This is a genomic window from Ectothiorhodospira lacustris (assembly GCF_022227785.1).
Classification (GTDB): Bacteria; Pseudomonadota; Gammaproteobacteria; order Ectothiorhodospirales; family Ectothiorhodospiraceae; genus Ectothiorhodospira; species Ectothiorhodospira lacustris.
In genome coordinates, this window is record NZ_JAJNQM010000068.1 from 1 (window position 1) to 20,009 (window position 20,009).

Annotated in this window: 18 protein-coding genes and 1 tRNA gene; 12 read left to right on the forward strand and 7 right to left on the reverse strand. The window is 63.5% G+C overall.

Annotation, left to right across the window (positions count from 1 at the left end; translation table 11 throughout):
* Window positions 1-271: S-adenosylmethionine synthetase N-terminal domain-containing protein (locus LQ952_RS12245; protein ID WP_238622922.1), on the reverse strand; the 271-nt coding region annotated here is incomplete at its 3' end.
* 478 nt (window positions 272-749) lie between these two features.
* On the opposite strand from LQ952_RS12245, the gene tkt reads away from it, so the two are divergent.
* The 6 genes from tkt (at window position 750) to LQ952_RS12275 (ending at window position 9,178) form a co-directional block, all read left to right on the forward strand.
* Window positions 750-2,747, forward strand: a complete 1,998-nt coding sequence (tkt, locus tag LQ952_RS12250) for a transketolase (RefSeq protein ID WP_238622923.1) — start codon at window positions 750-752, stop codon at window positions 2,745-2,747.
* A gap of 90 nt (window positions 2,748-2,837) precedes the next feature.
* Window positions 2,838-3,842: a type I glyceraldehyde-3-phosphate dehydrogenase gene (gene gap / locus LQ952_RS12255; RefSeq protein WP_238622924.1), complete on the forward strand. Its 1,005-nt coding sequence runs from the start codon at window positions 2,838-2,840 to the stop codon at window positions 3,840-3,842.
* Between the two features lie 192 nt (window positions 3,843-4,034).
* The gene (locus LQ952_RS12260) at window positions 4,035-5,213 is read left to right on the forward strand and encodes a phosphoglycerate kinase (protein ID WP_238622925.1); all 1,179 of its coding nucleotides are present in this window, start codon (window positions 4,035-4,037) and stop codon (window positions 5,211-5,213) included.
* Window positions 5,214-5,266: 53 nt separating this feature from the next.
* The gene (gene pyk / locus LQ952_RS12265) at window positions 5,267-6,709 is read left to right on the forward strand and encodes a pyruvate kinase (protein ID WP_238622926.1); all 1,443 of its coding nucleotides are present in this window, start codon (window positions 5,267-5,269) and stop codon (window positions 6,707-6,709) included.
* Between the two features lie 83 nt (window positions 6,710-6,792).
* Window positions 6,793-7,857 (forward strand): class II fructose-bisphosphate aldolase, encoded by a 1,065-nt coding sequence (gene fba / locus LQ952_RS12270; RefSeq protein WP_238622927.1) that lies wholly within the window; start codon window positions 6,793-6,795, stop codon window positions 7,855-7,857.
* A gap of 259 nt (window positions 7,858-8,116) precedes the next feature.
* On the forward strand, window positions 8,117-9,178 hold the full coding sequence (locus LQ952_RS12275; RefSeq protein ID WP_238622928.1) for a phospholipase A: 1,062 nt from the start codon (window positions 8,117-8,119) through the stop codon (window positions 9,176-9,178).
* Here LQ952_RS12275 and betA read toward each other — a convergent pair.
* From betA to betI, 3 genes are read right to left on the reverse strand one after another with little or no spacing between them, the layout of a single operon-like run.
* Complete coding sequence (gene betA, locus LQ952_RS12280) at window positions 9,175-10,827, reverse strand: choline dehydrogenase (protein ID WP_238622929.1); 1,653 nt, start codon at window positions 10,825-10,827, stop codon at window positions 9,175-9,177. The genes LQ952_RS12275 and betA overlap by 4 nt on opposite strands.
* Window positions 10,828-10,868: 41 nt before the next feature.
* The gene (gene betB / locus LQ952_RS12285; RefSeq protein WP_238622930.1) at window positions 10,869-12,353 is read right to left on the reverse strand and encodes a betaine-aldehyde dehydrogenase; all 1,485 of its coding nucleotides are present in this window, start codon (window positions 12,351-12,353) and stop codon (window positions 10,869-10,871) included.
* 37 nt (window positions 12,354-12,390) lie between these two features.
* On the reverse strand, window positions 12,391-12,999 hold the full coding sequence (gene betI / locus LQ952_RS12290) for a transcriptional regulator BetI (protein WP_238622931.1): 609 nt from the start codon (window positions 12,997-12,999) through the stop codon (window positions 12,391-12,393).
* A gap of 325 nt (window positions 13,000-13,324) precedes the next feature.
* Between betI and LQ952_RS12295 the strand changes: the two genes are divergently transcribed.
* From LQ952_RS12295 to LQ952_RS12305, 3 genes are all read left to right on the forward strand, one after another.
* On the forward strand, window positions 13,325-14,275 hold the full coding sequence (locus LQ952_RS12295; protein ID WP_238622932.1) for a choline ABC transporter substrate-binding protein: 951 nt from the start codon (window positions 13,325-13,327) through the stop codon (window positions 14,273-14,275).
* Between the two features lie 89 nt (window positions 14,276-14,364).
* Entirely contained in the window at window positions 14,365-15,504 is a 1,140-nt protein-coding gene (gene dinB, locus LQ952_RS12300; RefSeq protein ID WP_238622933.1) for a DNA polymerase IV, read from the forward strand.
* 34 nt (window positions 15,505-15,538) lie between these two features.
* The gene (locus LQ952_RS12305; RefSeq protein WP_238622934.1) at window positions 15,539-15,868 is read left to right on the forward strand and encodes a DUF3634 family protein; all 330 of its coding nucleotides are present in this window, start codon (window positions 15,539-15,541) and stop codon (window positions 15,866-15,868) included.
* Between the two features lie 12 nt (window positions 15,869-15,880).
* Here LQ952_RS12305 and mtgA read toward each other — a convergent pair whose 3' ends face one another.
* A complete protein-coding gene (mtgA, locus tag LQ952_RS12310) occupies window positions 15,881-16,624 on the reverse strand; it encodes a monofunctional biosynthetic peptidoglycan transglycosylase (RefSeq protein ID WP_238622935.1) in 744 nt (247 codons plus the stop codon).
* 439 nt (window positions 16,625-17,063) lie between these two features.
* Here mtgA and LQ952_RS12315 point away from each other — a divergent pair, with 439 nt between their 5' ends.
* Window positions 17,064-18,746 carry a choice-of-anchor I family protein gene (locus LQ952_RS12315; protein ID WP_238622936.1) on the forward strand — a complete coding sequence of 561 codons (1,683 nt, stop codon included), beginning with the start codon at window positions 17,064-17,066 and terminating at the stop codon, window positions 18,744-18,746.
* Window positions 18,747-18,919: 173 nt separating this feature from the next.
* Window positions 18,920-18,996, forward strand: a tRNA-Arg gene (locus LQ952_RS12320).
* A 61-nt stretch (window positions 18,997-19,057) separates the two neighbouring features.
* On the opposite strand, the gene LQ952_RS12325 is transcribed toward LQ952_RS12320, so the two are convergent.
* Entirely contained in the window at window positions 19,058-19,354 is a 297-nt protein-coding gene (locus LQ952_RS12325; RefSeq protein WP_238622937.1) for a nucleotidyltransferase family protein, read from the reverse strand.
* 10 nt (window positions 19,355-19,364) lie between these two features.
* Window positions 19,365-19,667 carry a DUF4351 domain-containing protein gene (locus tag LQ952_RS16005; RefSeq protein WP_347402081.1) on the reverse strand — a complete coding sequence of 101 codons (303 nt, stop codon included), beginning with the start codon at window positions 19,665-19,667 and terminating at the stop codon, window positions 19,365-19,367.
* A 197-nt stretch (window positions 19,668-19,864) separates the two neighbouring features.
* Between LQ952_RS16005 and LQ952_RS12335 the strand changes: the two genes are divergently transcribed.
* The coding region (locus LQ952_RS12335; RefSeq protein ID WP_238622939.1) for a nucleotidyltransferase family protein at window positions 19,865-20,009 on the forward strand (145 nt) is incomplete at its 3' end.

Sequence of the window (20,009 nt, forward strand, 5' to 3'; positions counted from 1 at the left end):
AGGTGTGGCCGTCAAAGCCGGAGTCGCAGTTGTCGTAGCCGATGTCGTTGACCACGCCGCGCACCAGGGCCTCGTAGTCCACGTGCACGGGGGTGGTGATCTCGCCGGCCAGTACCACCATGCCGGTCTTCACCAGGGTTTCACAGGCGATGCGGGCATGGGGGTCTTCCGCCAGGATGGCGTCCACGATGGCATCGGAAATCTGGTCAGCCATCTTGTCCGGATGACCCTCGGACACGGATTCGGAAGTAAACAGATGGGAATCGTTCATATTGTTCAGCTACTCCGGCTCTCGGGTGCCCGCCTGGCGGCTCACCCACGGATTGATGATGTTTGTAATCCGCGGCGGATTTTAACCTGAAAGGCCCGATTATGGCGCGCCAAGCCGGTCCGAGAATTCCCATTATCTACATATTGCGGTCTTCATCATGTAATTTATCGTTGTATCTGAATGTCTTATGGGGCGGTGCAGCAAAAGGCCCCATGCTTCGCTCGGGCTTGCGACAAGCCCCCCTGTCAGGGAAAATGCAGGCCGATAACGCTGTGGTCAATGCATATTCCATGTGGTATTCATTGCCGGGTGATATGCCGGGGGTTTGGGCTAACTTTCTGTCCCTAAAGACCTTTTTCAGTGACCAGTTTGAGGTGTGCCGCGTCTTTCCCGTATCCGAACAACCAGAACACCGCTCAACGGTGTCGGCGCGGTAGACCATGAAGACCACTATTTCCACCCTTGTCAGGAGATCTGCATGCCTTCCCGCAAAGAGCTAGCCAACGCTATTCGTGCGCTTTCCATGGACGCGGTCCAGAAGGCCAATTCCGGTCATCCCGGTGCGCCCATGGGCATGGCAGACATCGCCGAAGTGCTCTGGAACGATTACCTCAAGCACAATCCGGCCAACCCTCGGTGGGCGGACCGGGATCGTTTCGTGATGTCCAACGGCCATGGTTCCATGCTGGTGTATTCCCTCCTGCATCTGAGTGGCTACGACCTGCCCATCGACGAACTCAAGCGGTTCCGGCAGTTCCATTCCCGTACTCCCGGCCATCCGGAATACGGCTACACCCCCGGTGTCGAGACCACCACCGGGCCGCTGGGGCAGGGCATCACCAACGCCGTAGGCATGGCGATTGCCGAAAAGGCCCTGGCGGCCCACTTCAACCGTCCCGGCCATGAAGTGGTGGATCATCACACCTATGCCTTCCTGGGTGACGGCTGCCTGATGGAAGGCATCTCCCACGAGGCCTGCTCTCTGGCCGGCACCCTGGGTCTGGGCAAGCTGGTGGCCTTCTACGATGACAACGGCATTTCCATTGATGGCGAGGTGGAAGGCTGGTTCACCGACGACACCCCAAAGCGTTTCGAGGCCTACGGCTGGCATGTGGTGTCGGGTGTGGACGGCCACGATGCCGAGGCGGTGAAGCAGGCCATCGAACAGGCCCGGGCGGTGAAGGATCGTCCCACCCTGATCTGCTGCAAGACCATCATCGGTTTCGGCTCTCCCAACAAGCAGGGCAAGGAGGAGTGCCACGGCGCCCCCTTGGGTCAGGACGAGATCGCGCTGGTGCGCGAGACCATCGGCTGGCCCCACGAGCCGTTCGTGATCCCGGACGAGATCCGGGCCGGCTGGAATGCCCGTGACAAGGGCGCCCGGGCCGAAAGCGCCTGGCAGTCCCGCTTTGCCGAATATGCCGAGGCCCACCCGGAACTGGCCGCCGAATTCACCCGCCGCATGAGCGGCGAACTGCCCGCCGACTGGGAACAGAAGGCCCAGGCCTTCATCCAGGAGACCGTGACCAAGGCCGAGACCATCGCCAGCCGCAAGGCCTCCCAGAACGCCATCGGCGGCTATGCCCCGGCCCTGCCGGAGCTGCTGGGCGGCTCCGCCGATCTGGCCGGTTCCAACCTGACCCTGTGGAAGGGGGCCAAGGGCATCAGTAAGGAAGACGGCGACGGCAACTACCTGTTCTACGGGGTGCGCGAATTCGGCATGGCCGCCATCATGAACGGCATCGCCCTGCACGGCGGCTTCATACCTTACGGCGGCACCTTCCTGATCTTCAGTGACTACGCCCGCAATGGCCTGCGCATGTCCGCCCTGATGAAGCAGCGGGTCATCTACGTGATGACCCATGACTCCATCGGCCTGGGCGAAGACGGCCCCACCCACCAGCCGGTGGAGCAGGTCACCAGCCTGCGACTGATTCCCAACATGCATGTCTGGCGTCCCTGCGACGCGGTGGAAACCGCGATGGCCTGGAAGGCGGGTATTGATCGTACCGACGGTCCCAGCCTGCTGAGCCTGTCCCGCCAGAACCTGCCTCATCAAGTCCGTACACAGGCCCAGTTGGCCGACATCGCCCGGGGCGGTTATGTCCTGCATGATGCCGGCGGCCGGCCGGAAGCCATCATCCTGGCCACCGGCTCGGAAGTGGGCATCGCCATGGAGGCGGCCAGGTTGCTGGAAGCCAAGGGCAAGCGGGTCCGGGTGGTGTCCATGCCCTGCCAGGAAGTCTTCGATGCCCAGGATGCCGCTTACCGGGAGTCCGTGCTGCCCGGCGCCGTGCGTGCCCGCGTGGCCGTGGAGGCCGGCGTGACCGCCGGCTGGCTCAAGTATGTGGGCCTGGATGGTCGTGTGGTGGGCATGGACCGCTTCGGCGAATCCGCCCCCGGCGGCGAGCTGATGAAGCATTTCGGCTTCACGGCGGACAACGTGGTCAGTACGGTGGAAACCGTGCTGGGCTAAGCCTGAGCCCCTGGCCATTTGCCGGCAGGCCGGGCAGGAGCCCGGCCCCGGAGCACTGAATTTTTCAAAGCAAGCTGGAGAAAACAAACGATGACAATCAAAGTCGGTATCAACGGTTTCGGCCGCATCGGCCGCATGGCCTTCCGGGCCATTTCCAAGGAATTCCCGGAGTTGGAAGTGGTGGCCATCAACGATCTGCTGGACCCGGAATACCTGGCCTACATGCTGCGCTATGACTCCGTCCATGGTCGCTTCGACGGTGAAGTCTCCGTGGAAGGCGACCACATGGTGGTCAACGGCAAGAAGATCCGCTTGACCGCCGAGCGCGATCCCGCCAACCTCAAGTGGAATGAGGCCGGCGCCGAGCTGGTGATCGAATCCACCGGCTTCTTCCTTACCGAAGAGACCTGCCGGAAGCACATTGAGGCCGGTGCCAGGAAGGTTATCCAGAGCGCCCCGTCCAAAGATGCCACCCCCATGTTCGTGTACGGCGTGAACCACAAGGAATACGCCGGTCAGGCCATCATCTCCGCCGCCTCCTGCACCACCAACGCCCTGGCGCCGGTGGCCAAGGTGCTCAACGACAATTTCGGCATCAAGCGTGGCCTGATGAGTACCGTGCATGCCGCCACCGCCACCCAGAAGACCGTGGACGGCCCCTCCCAGAAAGACTGGCGCGGCGGTCGCGGCATCCTGGAGAACATCATCCCGTCCTCCACCGGTGCCGCCAAGGCCGTGGGCAAGGTGCTGCCCGCCCTGAACGGCAAGCTCACCGGCATGGCCTTCCGTGTGCCTACCTCCGACGTCTCCGTGGTGGACCTGACCGTGGAACTGGAGAAGGGGGCCTCCTATGAAACCATCTGCCAGACCATGAAGTCCGCCGCCACCAGCGGTGACCTGCAGGGCGTGCTGGGCTACACCGACGAGAAAGTGGTGGCCACGGACTTCCGCGGCGTGAATTTGCCGTCCATCTTCGACGCCGAAGCCGGCATCCAGCTGGATGAGACCTTCGTTAAGGTGGTGGCCTGGTACGACAACGAGTACGGCTATACCTGCAACATGCTGCGCCTGGCGCGGCACGTGGGCGGCCAGTAAACGGCCGGCCCTCACCCCACCCCCTCTCCCCTTGGGGAGAGGGGCGTCTGTTCCCTTCTCCCCTTGGGGAGAAGGGCCGGGGAAGAGGGGAGAGAAAACAACCCGCCCAGAGCGTTCCGGCAAGCCCCGGTTTGCCCGAACACTTTGCAAGACCCCAGAACAACGATCCGAAAACCATCCAAGGAGTTGCGCATGTCCGTCATCAAGATGACCGATCTGGACCTGAAGGGTAAGCGGGTGCTGATCCGCGAGGACCTTAACGTCCCCGTGAAGGACGGCAAGGTGACCTCGGATGCCCGCATCCGCGCCAGCCTGCCCACTATCGAGCACGCCATGAAGGCCGGTGCCCGGGTCATGCTCATGTCCCATCTGGGCCGCCCGGAGGAAGGCGTGTTCAGCGAGGCCGACTCCCTGGCACCGGTGGCCGCCCATCTCTCCGGTCTGCTGGGCAAGGACGTGCGTCTGGTGCGCGACTACCTGGACGGCGTGGACGTGGCCGAGGGTGAGGTGGTGCTGCTGGAAAACGTCCGTTTCAACCAGGGTGAGAAGAAGGATGACGAAGCCCTGTCGAAGCAATACGCCGCCCTCTGCGACATCTACGTGATGGACGCCTTCGGCACCGCCCACCGGGCCCAGGCCTCCACCCACGGTGCCGGCAAGTTCGCCCCCGTGGCCTGCGCCGGCCCCCTGCTGGCGGCGGAGCTTGAGGCCCTGGGCAAGGCCCTGGACAATCCGAAGCGTCCCTTGGTGGCCATCGTCGGCGGCTCCAAGGTCTCCACCAAGCTGACCGTGCTCGAATCCCTGTCCACGGTGGTGGATCAGCTCATCGTCGGCGGCGGCATCGCCAACACCTTCATTGCCGCCCAGGGTCACGGGGTGGGCAAGTCCCTGTGCGAAAACGACCTGATTCCGGAGGCAAAGCGTCTGATGGAAGCGGCCCGGGCCAAGGGCGGCGACATCCCCGTGCCCACCGATGTCACCGTGGGCAAGGCATTCTCCGAATCCACCCCGGCCGCGACCCGCAGTGTCGCGGATGTGGCCGATGACGACATGATCTTCGACGTCGGGCCGGACACCGCCGCCGGTTACGCCGAACTGCTGAAGAAGGCCGGCACCATCGTCTGGAACGGCCCTGTGGGTGTGTTCGAGTTCGACCAGTTTGCCGCCGGCACCCAGGCCATGGGCGAGGCCATCGCCGCCAGTGATGCCTTTTCCATCGCCGGCGGCGGTGACACCCTGGCGGCCATCGACAAGTACGGCCTGGCGGACCGCATTTCCTACATCTCCACCGGCGGCGGTGCCTTCCTGGAGTTCCTGGAAGGCAAGACCTTGCCCGCCGTGGCCATGCTGGAGGCACGGGCCAAGGGCTGAGCGGTTGCCACTCACCACCTCCGGTACATCACCGAGCAAGGACAAGGCCCGATATGCGTAGAACCAAGATCGTAGCAACCCTGGGACCGGCCACGGACAGCCCGTCCGCCATGCGCGCGCTGGTGAAGGCCGGCGTGGATGTGGTGCGCATCAACTTCTCTCACGGCGATCCGGACGATCACCGCAAGCGGGTGGCTCTGCTGCGGGAAACCGCCCGGGAAGCCTCCCGCATCATCGCCGTGCTGGGGGATCTGCAAGGTCCGAAGATCCGCACCGCCCGTTTTGCCTCGGGCAGTGTGGACCTCAAGGAGGGCGATGCCTTCACCCTGGACGCCGCCCTGGACCCCAATGCCGGCACTCGGGAACAGGTGGGCATCACCTACAAGGAACTGCCCGGCGACGTCAATCCCGGTGACAACCTGCTGCTGGATGACGGTCGTCTGGTGCTGACGGTGGAGCGGGTGGAGGGTCCTCGGATCCATACCCGCGTGGCCGTGGGCGGCACCCTGTCCAACAACAAGGGCATCAACCGTCAGGGAGGCGGTCTGTCAGCACCCGCCATCACCGACAAGGACCGTGCGGACATCCGTCTGGCCGCCGAGCTGGCCGTGGATTTCCTGGCCATCTCCTTCCCCCGCAGCGCCGCCGACGTCAACCGCGCCCGGGAGTTGCTGCGGGAGGCCGGTGGGCAGGGTGCCCTCTGCGCCAAGATCGAGCGGGCCGAGGCGGTGGACGCCATTGACGAGATCCTTACCGCCACCGACGTGATCATGATCGCCCGCGGGGATCTGGGGGTGGAGATCGGGGATGCGGAACTGCCGGGAGTGCAGAAGCGCCTGATTCACCAGGCCCGCGTCCGCAATCGGGTGGTGATCACCGCCACCCAGATGATGGAGTCCATGATCCAGAACCCCATCCCCACCCGGGCCGAGGTATTTGACGTGGCCAACGCGGTACTGGATGGCACCGACGCGGTCATGCTCTCGGGCGAGACGGCCACCGGCAATTATCCCCACAAGGCGGTGGAGGCCATGGGGCGGATCTGCGAGGCGGCGGAGCGCCAGCGCAGTGCCCGGGTATCCACCCATCGCATGGACAGCTACTTCGACCGGGTGGACGAGGCCATTGCCATGGCCACCATGTACACCGCCAATCACCTGGATGTACGTGCCATCGCCGCCATGACGGAATCCGGTTCCACCGCCCAGTGGATGTCCCGCATCAGCTCCGGCATCCCCATTTTCGGCATGACCCGCCACGAAAGCACCTGTCGCAAGATGGCCCTGTACCGGGGGGTCTATCCGGTATTGTTCGAGAGCGACAACACCAGTCATGCGGCCAACAACCGTCAGGTCGTGGCCATGCTGCAGGAAGCCGGTATTGTCAGGGACGGGGATCTGGTCATCATCACCAAGGGCGATCTCACCGGCGTCATGGGTGGTACCAATGCCATGAAGGTCGTCCAGGTGGGCGCCTTGCAGGACTTTGAGCCCTAGGCGCCCTTGATTCCCGAACCCATAACGACAACGATACCGAACCGTAAAACGATTCGAAGACCACAACCCACAGGAGGTCCTTCATGGCCCTGATTTCTCTGAGACAGCTGCTGGATCATGCCGCCGAGCATGGTTACGGCATGCCCGCTTTCAACGCCAACAACATGGAACAGGTACATGCGGTCATGCAGGCCGCCGACGAGGTGGATGCCCCGGTGATCATCCAGGCCTCCGCCGGTGCCCGCAAATATGCCGGTGAGCCCTTCCTGCGTCACCTGATCATCGCCGCCGCGGAACAGTATCCCCACATCCCCATCGTGCTGCACCAGGACCACGGCGGCGAACCGGCGGTGTGCCTGGCCTCCATCCAGTCCGGTTTCACCTCGGTGATGATGGACGGCTCCTTGATGCCCGACATGAAGACGCCTTCCACCTATGAGTACAACGTGGAAGTGACCCGCCAGGTGACCGAGATGGCCCACTGGCTGGGCGTGTCCGTGGAAGGGGAACTGGGCTGCCTGGGTTCCCTGGAGACCGGCATGGCCGGCGAGGAAGACGGTTCCGGCGCCGAAGGCCAGTTGTCCCATGACCAGCTGCTCACCGACCCGGACGAGGCCGCCGACTTCGTCAAGAAGACCGGCGTGGATGCCCTGGCCATCGCCATCGGCACCAGCCACGGCGCCTACAAGTTCACCCGCCCGCCCACCGGCGACATCCTGGCCATCAAGCGCATCAAGGAGATCCACGCCCGCATCCCCAACACCCACCTGGTGATGCACGGCTCTTCTTCCGTGCCCCAGGACTGGCTCAAGATCATCAATGAGTACGGTGGTGACATGGGCGAGACCTACGGTGTGCCGGTGGAAGAGATCCAGGAAGGCATCAAGCACGGTGTGCGCAAGGTGAACATCGACACCGACCTGCGCATGGCCTCTACCGGCGCCGTCCGCAAGTTCCTGGCGGAAAACCCCAAGGAATTCGATCCCCGCAAGTTCCTCAAGGTCTCCACCGCCGCCATGAAGGACATCTGCAAGGCCCGCTACGAGGCCTTCGGCTGTGCCGGTATGGCCTCCAAGATCAAGCCCTTGAGCCTGGAAGCCATGGTCAAGCGCTATAAGTCCGGCGAGCTGGCGCCCAAGGTGCAGTAAAGGCAACACTGAACAAGTCCCCTGCTGCCACTCGCGCCTTCGCGGGAGTGACGGATGTCCAGGTCGTGACTGGATTCCCGCTTGCGCGGGAATGATTTGCTCAGAACATCCCAACCGACAAGCCCCTCTCCCCTTGCGGGAGAGGGGTTGGGGTGAGGGGAGAGCGGTTCTGCTAAAGTGCCGGTAACCGGTACACCGTTCCTCTTCACCCTTTCTCTCCTCACGGGAGCGCAGGGTGTCCGTATCCCTGGATCCTTACATGCGTATACCCAGCCCTCGTCCCCTCGCACGTGTTCTGCCTCTCCTGCTCCTGCCGGTTACGGCGTTGGCGACTCCGCTGGCCGAGGCCCTTCAGTCCTGTACCGGCATCACCGACGATCTCACCCGCCTGGCCTGCTACGACCGGTTGGCCGAACAGCCCGTTGCAGACGGGGACGGTGTGTCGCCGCCGCCATCCAGAATCCTGGCACTGCCTGGCGGCGAGGCAGCGCGAGATCTCGCCCGAGTCCGCCGGCCGGCCTCCCACATCGATACCGCTTGGGGTTTTGCCCCTGACAGCAGTCGCTACGTGATTGCCTCCCACCGCCCCAGCTACCTGCTGCCGGCCCGTTACACCGACCGCCCCAACGAACAGCCCTTTTCGCCCCTGATGGAACTGACTGATGCCGACCGGGTGGAACTGGATTCGGTGGAGGCCAAGTTCCAGTTCAGCTTCAAGACCCGGCTCTGGGCCTCGGAAGACCGCCGCTGGGGCCTGTGGGGCGCCTATACCCAGCAGAGTCAGTGGCAGGTCTATAACGACCGGGACGGGGTGTCACGACCTTTTCGTGAAACCAACTACATGCCGGAGCTGATCCTGAGCTACCGACCGGACCTGTCCCTGGGAGGCTTCCACTGGCGCTTGCTCAATGTGGGCTACAACCATCAGTCCAACGGCCGGGCCGAGCCCCTGTCCCGCAGCTGGGACCGGCTCTTTGCCGAGGTGGCCGTGGAGCGGGATGACCTGGTCCTCAGTGCCCGGCTTTGGCACCGAGTCCAGGAAAGCGGCAACCGGGACGATAACCCGGACATCACCGACTATCTGGGCTACGGTGACCTGACCGCTTTCTGGCGGCGAGACGGCCACAGCTACACCCTGATGCTCAGAGGCCGCCCCAGCACTGGCAAGGGTGCCGTGCAGGCCACCTGGATGACTCCGCCGGTACTGGGGCCGCTGCGGGCCTATGCCCAGGTCTTCAGCGGTTATGGGGAGAGCATGATCGACTACAACTGGCGCCAGAACACCCTGGGTTTCGGGCTGGCCCTGAGCGACCTCTACTAGCCTTCCCTTCGGGGCATGTGTTCCGGCGGCAACGGCGCCCGTCCCCGCATCCGGTCGGCGATCTTCTCCGCCATCATGATGGTGGGGGCGTTGAGGTTGCCGGTGATGATGCGGGGCATGATGGAGGCATCCACCACCCGCAGACCCTCCACTCCGAGCACCCGCCCTTCGCCGTCCACCACCGCCATGGGGTTCGCCGGCGTCCCCATGGCGCAGGAGCCCGCCGGGTGGTAGGCGGTTTCGCCGTGCTCGCGCACGAAGGCATCCAGCGCCGCCTCCGAACGGACGTCACTGCCGGGGGACAGCTCCCGCCCCAGGTACGGCGACAGGGCCGGCTGGGCCATGATCTCCCGAGTGAGACGGATGGCATCCCGGAATTCCCGCCAGTCCTGGGGGTGGCTCATGTAGTTGAAGCGGATGCGTGGGGCCAGGCGCGGATCCTTGCCGGCCAGGCGGATCCAGCCCCGGCTGGGAGAGCGCATGGAGCCTACATGGGCCTGGAAGCCGTGGGCCTCCACCGCCTGGGTGCCGTTGTAATTGATGGCGATGGGCAGGAAGTGGTACTGGAGATTAGGCCACTGGAAGGCCGGATCGCTGCGGATGAAGCCGGCGGCCTCGAAGTGGTTGCTGGCGCCGATGCCACGGCCCGAAAACAGCCACTGGGCGCCGATCCAGGGCTGGTTCCACCATTTCAAGGCCGGGTAGAGGGAGACGGGGCGGCGACACTGATACTGGATGTAGATCTCCAGGTGATCCTGCAGGTTCTCGCCCACGCCCGGCAGGTCATGGACCACCGGGATGTCCAGGGTCTCCAACTCGGCGGCCGGACCGATCCCCGAGCGTTTGAGCACCGCCGGGGAGAGGATGGCGCCGGCGCAGAGAACCACTTCCCGCTGGGCATAGGCATGTCGGCGCCGACCCCGGTGGATGAAGCTGACCCCTTGGACGGAATGCCCTTCGATGAGTACCTGCTCGGTGAGGGCATGGGTCAGGATGCGCAGATTGGGCCGTGGGCGGGCCAGGTCCAGGTAGCCTCGTGCGGTGCTGGAACGGCGCCCGCGGGGGGTGGTGGTCCGGTCCATGGGGCCAAAGCCTTCTTGCTGATAGCCGTTCACGTCCGGTGTGTGGGGATGACCGGCCTCCTGGGCCGCCTGAATGAAGGCCTGATAGAGCGGGTTGTTGTCCGTCCGGGGCGTGGTCACCTGCAGGGGACCCTGGTCGCCGTGATAGGCGTCGGCGCCGATGTCCCGGTTTTCCGCCTTCTTGAAGTAGGGCAGGCAATGGGCATAGTCCCAACCCGGCAGGCTGAAGTCTGCGGCCCAGTGGTCATAGTCCAGGGCATTGCCGCGGATATAGCACATGCCGTTGATGAGGGACGATCCGCCCAGGCCCTTGCCGCGGCCACAGTCCATGCGTCGCCCGTTCATGTGGGGTTCCGGTTCGGTCTGAAAGCCCCAGTTGTAGCGACGGCCCTGCAGGGGATAGGCCAGGGCGGCCGGCATCTGGGTGCGAAAGTCCGCCCGCCAGTCCCGTCCGCCGGCCTCCAGCAGCAGCACCCGGGTGTCCGGGTCTTCGGTCAGCCGGGAGGCCAGTACGGCGCCGGCGGAACCGGCACCGATGATGATGTAGTCGTAGGTCATGTCCTGCATGGGGGCTCCGGATTCAGATGAGGGGTGGGTCTCCCTCCGGGTTAGAACACGCTGTCCACCGTGCCGAGTTCCACGTACACCGACTTGCGCTGGGTGTAGTGCTCCAGGGCGGCGCGCCCGTTTTCTCGTCCGATACCCGACAGTTTGTAGCCGCCCACCGGCATCTCCACCGGTGACAGGTTGTAGGTATTGATCCAGCAGATACCTGCCTGGAGTTGGTGGATCACCCGGTGGGCCCGGGCCAGATCCCGGCTGAATACGCCTGCGGCCAGGCCGTAGCGGGTGTCGTTGGCCCGCCGGATGACGGCCGCTTCATCCTCAAAGGACTGCAACACCATCACCGGGCCGAAGATCTCCCGGCGCACCAGGGGGTGGTCATCCGGGCAGTCGGCGAACACGGTGGGTGCCACGAAAGCCCCCTCCGGGGCGTCGTCGGGGCGCAGTCGTTCCCCGCCGATCAGGCAGTGCAGGCCGTCTTCCCGGGCCTGTCGGATGCGGCCCATGACCTGCTCGCAGTGGGCCTCGCTGATGACCGGTCCCAGGGTGGTGGCCGGGTTCAGCGGGTCCCCGGCGCGGATGTGCCGGATGCGTTCCAGCAGGCGGCTCTGGAAGACCTGACGGATGGAGGCCTCCACGAAGACCCGGGTACCGTTGGTGCAGATCTGGCCGCTGCTGTAGAAGTTGGCCATCAGGGCCGCGTTCAGGGCCTGCTCCAGATCCGCGTCGGCAAAGATGATCAGCGGCGACTTGCCCCCCAGTTCCATGGTGACCTGCTTGAGGCTGCTACGGGCGGCATCGGCCATCACCGCTTTGCCGGTTTCCACCTCTCCGGTGAAGGAGACCTTGGCGATATCGGGGTGATGGGTCAGGGCCCGACCCACTTCCGCGTCTCCCTGCACCACGTTGAAGACACCCGGCGGTAGACCCGCCTCGGTGAAGATGTCCGCCAGCGCCAGGGCGCTCAATGGGGTGAGTTCGCTGGGTTTGAAGACCATGGCGTTGCCGCCGGCCAGGGCCGGGGCCGCCTTCCAGCAGGCGATCTGCAGGGGGTAGTTCCAGGCGCCGATGCCGGCGCATACCCCCAGGGGTTCCCGGCGGGTGTAGATGAAGGCCTGCTCGCCCTGGGGGATTTGTTCCCCTTCCAGCCCCATGGCCAGTCCGGCGAAATATTCCAGGGCGTCGGCGCCGGTCTGGATGTCTACGCTGGCAGTCTCGCTGATGGGCTTGCCGGTGTCCTGGGTCTCCAGGGTGGCCAGGGCCTCGTTGCGGTCGCGCAGCAGATCCGCCGCCCGGCGCAGGATGCGACTGCGGGCCATCGGGGGCATGGCGGCCCAGGCTTTCTGGCCCAGCGCCGCCGAGCGCACGGCCTCGTCCACCAAGGCCTGATCCGCCGCCTGAATACGGGCGACGGTCTGCCCGGTGGCCGGGTTGATGGTATCGAAACAGGGGCCCTCCTGGACCTGGATACGTTGTCCATGGACGTAACTGCCCTGGATTATTTCAAAGGCGGGCTGGGTGTGGGGCATGGGTTCTCCCGGTGCTCTGCGGATGGGAAGGGTTTGCTTACGTCCGGAAATCCTGGGGTACGTGCTGCCCCAGCCAGGCCCGGGCATTGTCCCTGGCCAGTCGCCGGCAGGCTTCGATATCGATGCCTGCCGGTGTCAGGGCGCCCCGCAGCCAGAGACCGTCGATGAGGGCGGCCACGGACCGGGCGGCATCCCGGGCCTGATCCGCCGGCATGACCTTGCGGAACTGGTGGCACAGGTTGGCATACAGGCGCCGTTCGTTAACCCGCTGCAGGCGGCGCAGGGAGGGCTGATGCATGCTGGCGGCCCAGAACTCCAGCCAGGCCCGCATGGCGGCCACATTGGTCTGGCTGGAGTCGAAATTACCGTCGATGATGGCATTCACATGGCCGGCAACATCCTCCGCAGGAATCTGTCGGCGCCGTTCTGCCACCGCCTCCCCCAACTGTTGAAGCAGATGGCGCATGGTCGCCTCCATCAGCCCCGCCTTGTCCCCGAAATAATGGCTGATGATGCCGGTGGATACCCCCGCCAGGCGTGCGATACGTGCAATGGTGGCATCCGCCATGCCGTACTGGTGAATTGCCGTGAGTGTGGCGCTGATCAGTTGTCGGCGTCGTCCGGCCGCCATGAGGGATGATTGCATTATGGGCTCCAGTAGGCGCGTATATTTCACTCTAAATCAGATTGAATGATCGTTCAATTATAGTTTGATTGATCGTTCAATCAGGGTTGATTTGTCAGCAGAGACTGGGCACTCTGAAAAGGCAACACTGAACCAGTTCCTTGTCATCACTCTCGCGAACCTCCAATGCTCCCATGAACTTCCGTCACACTCGCGAGCCGCCGTCACTCCCGTGACCTACAGTCACACTCGCGAACCGCCGTCATTCCCGCGAAGGCGGGAATGACTTACTCAGAACATCCAAAATGTCACGCCCGTTCCGGGGCGAATGAGGAGAAGAGTCAACATGCATCGTTTGCTGAGCGCAATCACCGTATCCGCCATGACCCTGACCGGTATTGCCCAGGCTGCCGAACCCGCTGAATGCGCACAGGTGCGGTTCGCAGAGGTAGGCTGGACCGACATCACCGCCACCACGGCGACTGCCCAGGTAGTTCTGGAAGGCATGGGCTATGACACCCGCAGCCTCACGGTGTCCGTCCCCATCGCCTATGCGGGGTTGGAGAACCATGACTTTGATGTCTTCCTGGGTAACTGGATGCCCAGCATGGCCAGCATCATCCAGCCCTATCTGGAGCGGGGTACGGTGGAGACCATTGCCACCAATCTGCAAGGGGCCAAGTACACCCTGGCGGTACCCCGGTATGTGCATGATGCCGGCGTGACCCATTTCAGTGATCTGGCGGAGCACCGGCGCCGGTTCGGCGGGCGCATCTACGGCATCGAATCCGGCAATGACGGTAATCAGATCATTCAGCAAATGATGGATGACGATGCCTTCGATCTGGGGCGTTTTCGTCTCATGGAGTCCAGTGAGGCCGGCATGTTGGGTGAGGTGCGTCACAAGACCGCCCGCGAGGAATGGATCGTATTCCTGGCCTGGGAGCCCCATCCCATGAATACCCGGTTCGACATCGCCTACCTGGAGGGCGGAGATGAATATTTCGGCCCGGACTTCGGTGCCGCCACGGTGCACACCAATGTGCGTACCGGCTACACGGCCCAGTGTCCGAACGTGGGACGTCTGCTGACTCAGCTCTCCTTTACCCTGGAGATGGAAAACCATCTCATGGACCAGATCATGAATCGGGACGTGGACCCCAAGGTGGCGGCCCGCGCCTGGTTGCAGGAAAATCCTGATGTCCTGGAAGGCTGGTTGGACGGCGTCACTACCCGGGACGGTGAAGATGCCCTCACAGCAGTGGCCCAGGCTATCGCCGCGGCGACGGCCGAGTAGTTCTCCGCCCTCCAAGCCGGCCTGCCGGCGAACAGCGACGCCGGCCGGGTGCAGACGTTCCGGGGGGTTATCGGCTATCTTCAGCCTCCATGACTGCTCCGCGCCGCATCGCCCACTTGGACATGGATGCTTTCTATGCCTCCGTGGAACTGCTGCGTCATCCGGAGTTGCGCGGTCAGGCGGTGGTGATCGGAGGTCGCCGCCGCGCCTTGGGGGAGCCCGGACAGGCCGCCGCCGCCCGGCTGGGAGAGTATGCCGGACGCGGGGTGGTTACCACGGCCACTTACGAGGCCCGCGCCCTGGGCGTCTCCTCGGGCATGGGACTCATGAAGGCGGCCCGGAAGGCCCCGGAGGCCATCCTGCTGCCGCCGGACTTCGAGGCCTACCGGGACTATTCCCGGCGCTTCAAGACCGCGGTGGCCGCCATCGCCCCCTGCATCGAAGACCGGGGCATTGATGAGATCTACATCGACCTGACCCATGTCCCCGGCGCATCCGGGCCCTTGGGGCAGCGGCTCAAGCAGGCCGTTCGTGATGCCACGGGCCTGTCCTGCTCCATCGGCATCGCCCCCAACAAGCTTCTGGCCAAGCTGTGTTCCGAGTTGGACAAGCCGGATGGCCTCACCCTGCTGGCTATGAACGATATCCCGGCGCGGATCTGGCCTCTGCCGGTGGGCAAGGTCAACGGCATCGGTCCCAAGGCCTCGGTCCGGCTGGAAGCCTTGGGTGTCATGACAGTGGGAGATCTGGCTGCCTGCGGCCCCGGCCTGCTGCGGGAGCAGTTCGGACCCACCTACGGGGCCTGGTTGCATCAGGCGGCTCGGGGCATTGATGATCGGCCGGTGGAAACCGTTTCGGTGCCCCGTTCGGTCAGCAGGGAAACCACCTTCGAGCGGGATCTGCATCCCCGTCAGGATCGGGCCGAACTATCGGAGATCTTCACAGCCCTGTGTGTGCGGGTGTCCCAGGATCTGGCCCGCAAGGGCTGCCGGGGCCGCACGGTGGGTATCAAGCTTCGCTACGAGGACTTCCGCACCCTTACCCGTGATATTACCCTGGCACGTCCGGTGTCCGAGGCGATGGATATCCGCCGGACAGCAGGGGAATGCCTGCGCCGGGTGCCCCTGGAGCAGCGGCTTCGCTTGCTGGGAGTGCGTGTGTCGGGACTGAGTTTCGGTGACGAGGATGCGTCGGCCGACGGGGGCACGCAGATGGAGCTGCCACTCTGATGATGTTGAGCCAATACGACCGAACGAGAAAACGATGCTGTTGACCCTTGCCGTGATGCTGTTGATCCTGTTGTTGGGCTTGGTACTGCTGCTGTGGCATGCCCGTACCGCCTTCGTCATCACGCTGGAGAAGGGCAGGGCGCGGACCTTGCGGGGGACCTCGCCACCCGGTTTCCTGCGTGGCTGCGATGAGGTGGCGCGGATGTATCGTCTCACCCAAGGGCGCATCAGCGGCGTCCGGACCGCCCACGGGGTGCAACTGCGCTTCTCCCGTGAGATCCCGGCCCATGTACACCAGCCTTTTCGCAATGTCTGGACACCGCCCACGGACGGCGGCGGCGGCGGTCATCGGGCCGCCGGGTAAGACCGCTTCGGATCAGGGCGCAGTGTCCCAAACCCCCTGCAGAAAGCCGGTGCCGCCCAGGTAGCCCATCTGGCGTTCTATCCAGGCCTGCCGGGCACGGACATAGTCCGAGGGGGCGGCCACCCGGTATCGCACCGGTCCGGGCAGTACTGCCGCCAGCAGTGCCGCTTCCCTGGTCGTGAGTTCCGCCGCCGGTTTATCGAAGTAGATCCGGCTGGCCGCCCCCACCCCGTAGACATTGGGTCCGAACTGGGCCACGTTCAGATACACCTCCAGGATGCGTTCCTTGGGCCAGAGGGCCTCGATCAGAACGGTCAGGTAGGCCTCGGTCACCTTGCGGGTCAGGCTGCGCTCGGGCCACAGGAATACGTTCTTGGCCACCTGCTGGGACAGGGTGCTGGCACCGCGCAGACGTCCCCCGTCCCGGTATTCGTCAATGGCGGCACGGATGGAACGAAAATCGAATCCCCGGTGATCCAGAAAACGCTGATCCTCTGCAGCGATCACGGCCAGGGCCGCCTGGGCGGAAATCTGCTGCCGGGGCACCCACTCGTGGTTGACCGGGATGGTGCCGATGGCGGGGCGGGAGGACCACTGGTGTTGCAGCATGAAGGCGGTGGTAGGAGGGTCCACCCACCGCAGGCTGCCCACGATCAGGGCGCTGAGCAGCACCAGCGCCACCAGGCTCGCCAGGAGCCAGCGCAGCAGGCGCCCCCACAGGGGCCGGCGACGGGGTTTGGACGGGTATTTTCGCACCCGGGAACTATCTCAATTTCCAGCCCGGATCGGAAGCCGTGCGTGCCGATATCCCACTGACCGGCGGTAGCTCATGGGGATTCTCCCGCGAAGCGGCTAAATGCTCGGCATCAGAGGGAAAATGCCGACTATCCACAAATGCTGTGGATAAGTCTGTGGAGAGCATGTCGGAAACCGGGTCGAGGGCGCATGAGAACAGGGGGCTGCTGAATTGGTCATGAAATGATCAAATTTTTAATTATTTGATTTTAAATGCTTTTATTTTTATTGCCGGCCATGCCTGAGCATGGCTGATGGGTTCCATGTCGCTGCATCAGGTATTTCCCATGCTGTGCATATTCCTGGGCATATCCACGCCTGTCATTCGATTTTCATGCTTCCTTGATCAGTCTTTAACGGTGGGAAAAGACACTCCTCATTTTTCGAGGAGATACCGACCATGCAACGCGCCCTGTTAGCCTCTGCCCTGGCAACGATCATGGGCTCTACCATGCTGATGTCCGGTTGTGACTCATCTTCCAACAGCGCAGATGATCAGTCGGGTCATGGCACGGTAGAGTTGTCGGTGCTCGGCCAGTATCAAAGCGGAGAATATGCCCGCAGTGCAGCCGAGATCGTGACCTATGATCCGCAAAGCCGCCGTGCCTTCGTGATCAATGCCGCCAGTGGCCAGGTGGACGTGCTGGACATGAACGATCCGGCCAATCCGGCCCGGCTGTTTGCCATCGACGTCTCGGATATCGGCGCCGACGCCAACAGTGTGGCGGTAAAAGACGGCATTGTCGCCGTGGCTGTGGAAGCCAATGTGCGTACCGATAACGGCTCGGTCGCCCTTTTTGACGCCGATGGCAATCGGCTGAACGTAGTGGAAGCAGGCGCCCTGCCGGATGCATTGACCTTTTCTCCCGACGGCCGTTATGTGCTGGTGGCCAACGAGGGTGAGCCCAACGACGACTATACGATCGACCCCGAAGGGTCCGTGTCCATCATCGATCTTGGTGACGGTGCGGATCTGGCTACCGTTCGTACGGTGGATTTCAGGGCCTGGAATGGCCGGGAGGACGAACTGCGCGCCGCCGGCGTGAGGATCTTCGGCCCCGGCGCCACCGCTGCCCAGGACTTCGAGCCGGAGTGGGTGGAAGTCTCTGCCGATTCAAGCACCGCCTACGTGTCTCTGCAGGAGAACAATGCCATTGCCGTGGTGGACATTGCCACGGCCACGGTGACGGCCATCCTGCCTCTGGGCTTCAAGGACTGGTCGGAAAGCGGTGAATGGGCCGGTAACGGTTTTGATGCCAGCGACCGTGACGGCGGCATCCATATCCTTCACTGGCCCGTCCTTGGGGTCTATCAGTCGGATACCATCCGTCTCTACGAGACCGGGGGTCAAGCCTACATCCTGACCGCCAACGAAGGGGATGCCCGGGACTACGGCGGCTGGACCGAGGAGTTCAGGGTGGGTCAGCTGCAGCTCGACCCGGCGGCTTTTCCCGACGCGGCGGAGCTGCAGCAAAATGAACAGCTGGGACGCCTGCGGGTGACCTCCACGCTGGGAGTGAGCAACGACTGCGATCCGTCCAGCAAGGCAACCGACGTGCGTCAGGATTGCGTCTATGACACCCTCTACGCCTTCGGTGCGCGGTCCATGTCCATCTTCCGGGTCACCGAGACGGGACTGGTCAAGGTGTACGACACCGGATCGCAGATGGAGGAAACCACCGCGGCGCTGTATCCCGACGATTTCAATGCCAACAACAGCGAAAACAACAGCTTCGACACCCGTTCCGACGACAAGGGGCCGGAGCCGGAAGGGATCGCCATTGGCGAGGTGGATGGTCGGGTCTATGCCTTTGTCGGGTTGGAACGCGTGGGCGGCGTGATGGTCTACGACATCACCGAGCCGGAGCAGACCGTCTTTGTGCAATACATCAACAACCGGGACTTCAGTCTGCCCAATACGCCGGAGGCCCTGACCACCACCGATCTGGGTGCCGAAGGCCTGCATTTCATCCCGGCCGCCGATAGCCCTGATGCCCAGGGTCGGGCGCTGTTGCTGGTGGGCAACGAGGTCAGCGGCACAACGACGGTCTTCGCCATCGACGTGGTTCCCGCCGCCCAGTGATTTTGCACCAGGGGGGATCCAACGCGGATCCCCCCTTCCTCAGGCCACCCCCTTGGAACCCGGACCGGTTTAGGCTATCCTGCGCCACCTTGCCGCAGTCGAAATTTCCCGCATCGGCAGGCGACGTTTCCCCGCGCACATTCGCCCTGAAACGTGCTAACATCCTTTTTCACGCGCCCGTAGCTCAGCTGGATAGAGTACTGCCCTCCGAAGGCAGGGGTCACTGGTTCGAATCCAGTCGGGCGCGCCATAAAATAGAGAACAAAAACAGCCGCTTACAGGATATCCTGGGCGGCTTTTTTGTTGCCTGGTCACATGGGAGTGCTGCTGTGTGCCCAAAATGTGCCCATCCCCTCGCGCCCTTTCCAACATGTTCTGGTCAAAACGTCCACAGGAACACCGAGCAGCTTGCCGAGTTCGTGGCGGATTGCGCCGATGTCGAGCAGCGTCGTTTCAGGCGTCGGATCGATCAGGATGTCCAGGTCGCTGCCATCCGTGTCTTGGCCGCGCAGGACAGATCCAATCCCCCGAGCATTGCAGGCGCGGTGAGACTCGACCACATGCCGGATCGCGGCACGATTCGAGTTCAAGGCTTCAGAGGGCTTCATGTGATGGAACTCAGTGTCTGGGCGCCTCGCTCAGCAAAGCCTCCAGTGTCTCCGCCTCCAGGATGGCATCAGCCCAGGTTTCCAGTTGCTCAGGGCCGGCCTGTTCGAGCCGGGTCTGCGCCCATGTGGGGATCGCACCGTACTTCTTGACGATCTGCCGGGCGAGCATGCGACGGGTACCTTGCTCACGCCCTTGTTCCAGCCCTTGTTCCAGCCCTTGTTCCAGCCCTTGCTCCAGCCCTTGCTCCAGCCCTTGCTCCAGGCCTTGCTCCAGCCCCTCCTGGCGCCAGCGCTCTTCCCCCAGATAGCAGATGTTATTAACCCGGCAATCAAAAGTCTTTGAGTTGAAATCTCAAGCTATTGATTTTATTCGTTTGAAATTGAAAATAATCATACTTGTTTAATTGCCGGTTTAATATATTGCCGGGTAGTTTTGAATGGCGCTCGTGCGCCCAGTGGTTTCAGGTGCGCGAAAGCCCAGAAGATGAATCCGCCTTTGGAGGCTGAGCGATGGACAGACGGCGTGCCCTTGACCTGCTAAGCCGCAGCAAGCCTGAGTTGCAGGCCCGGTTCGGCGTGATCCGGCTTGCCCTGTTCGGCTCCACCGCCCGTAATACGGCGGGAAGTGGCAGCGATGTCGATGTGTTGGTGGCCT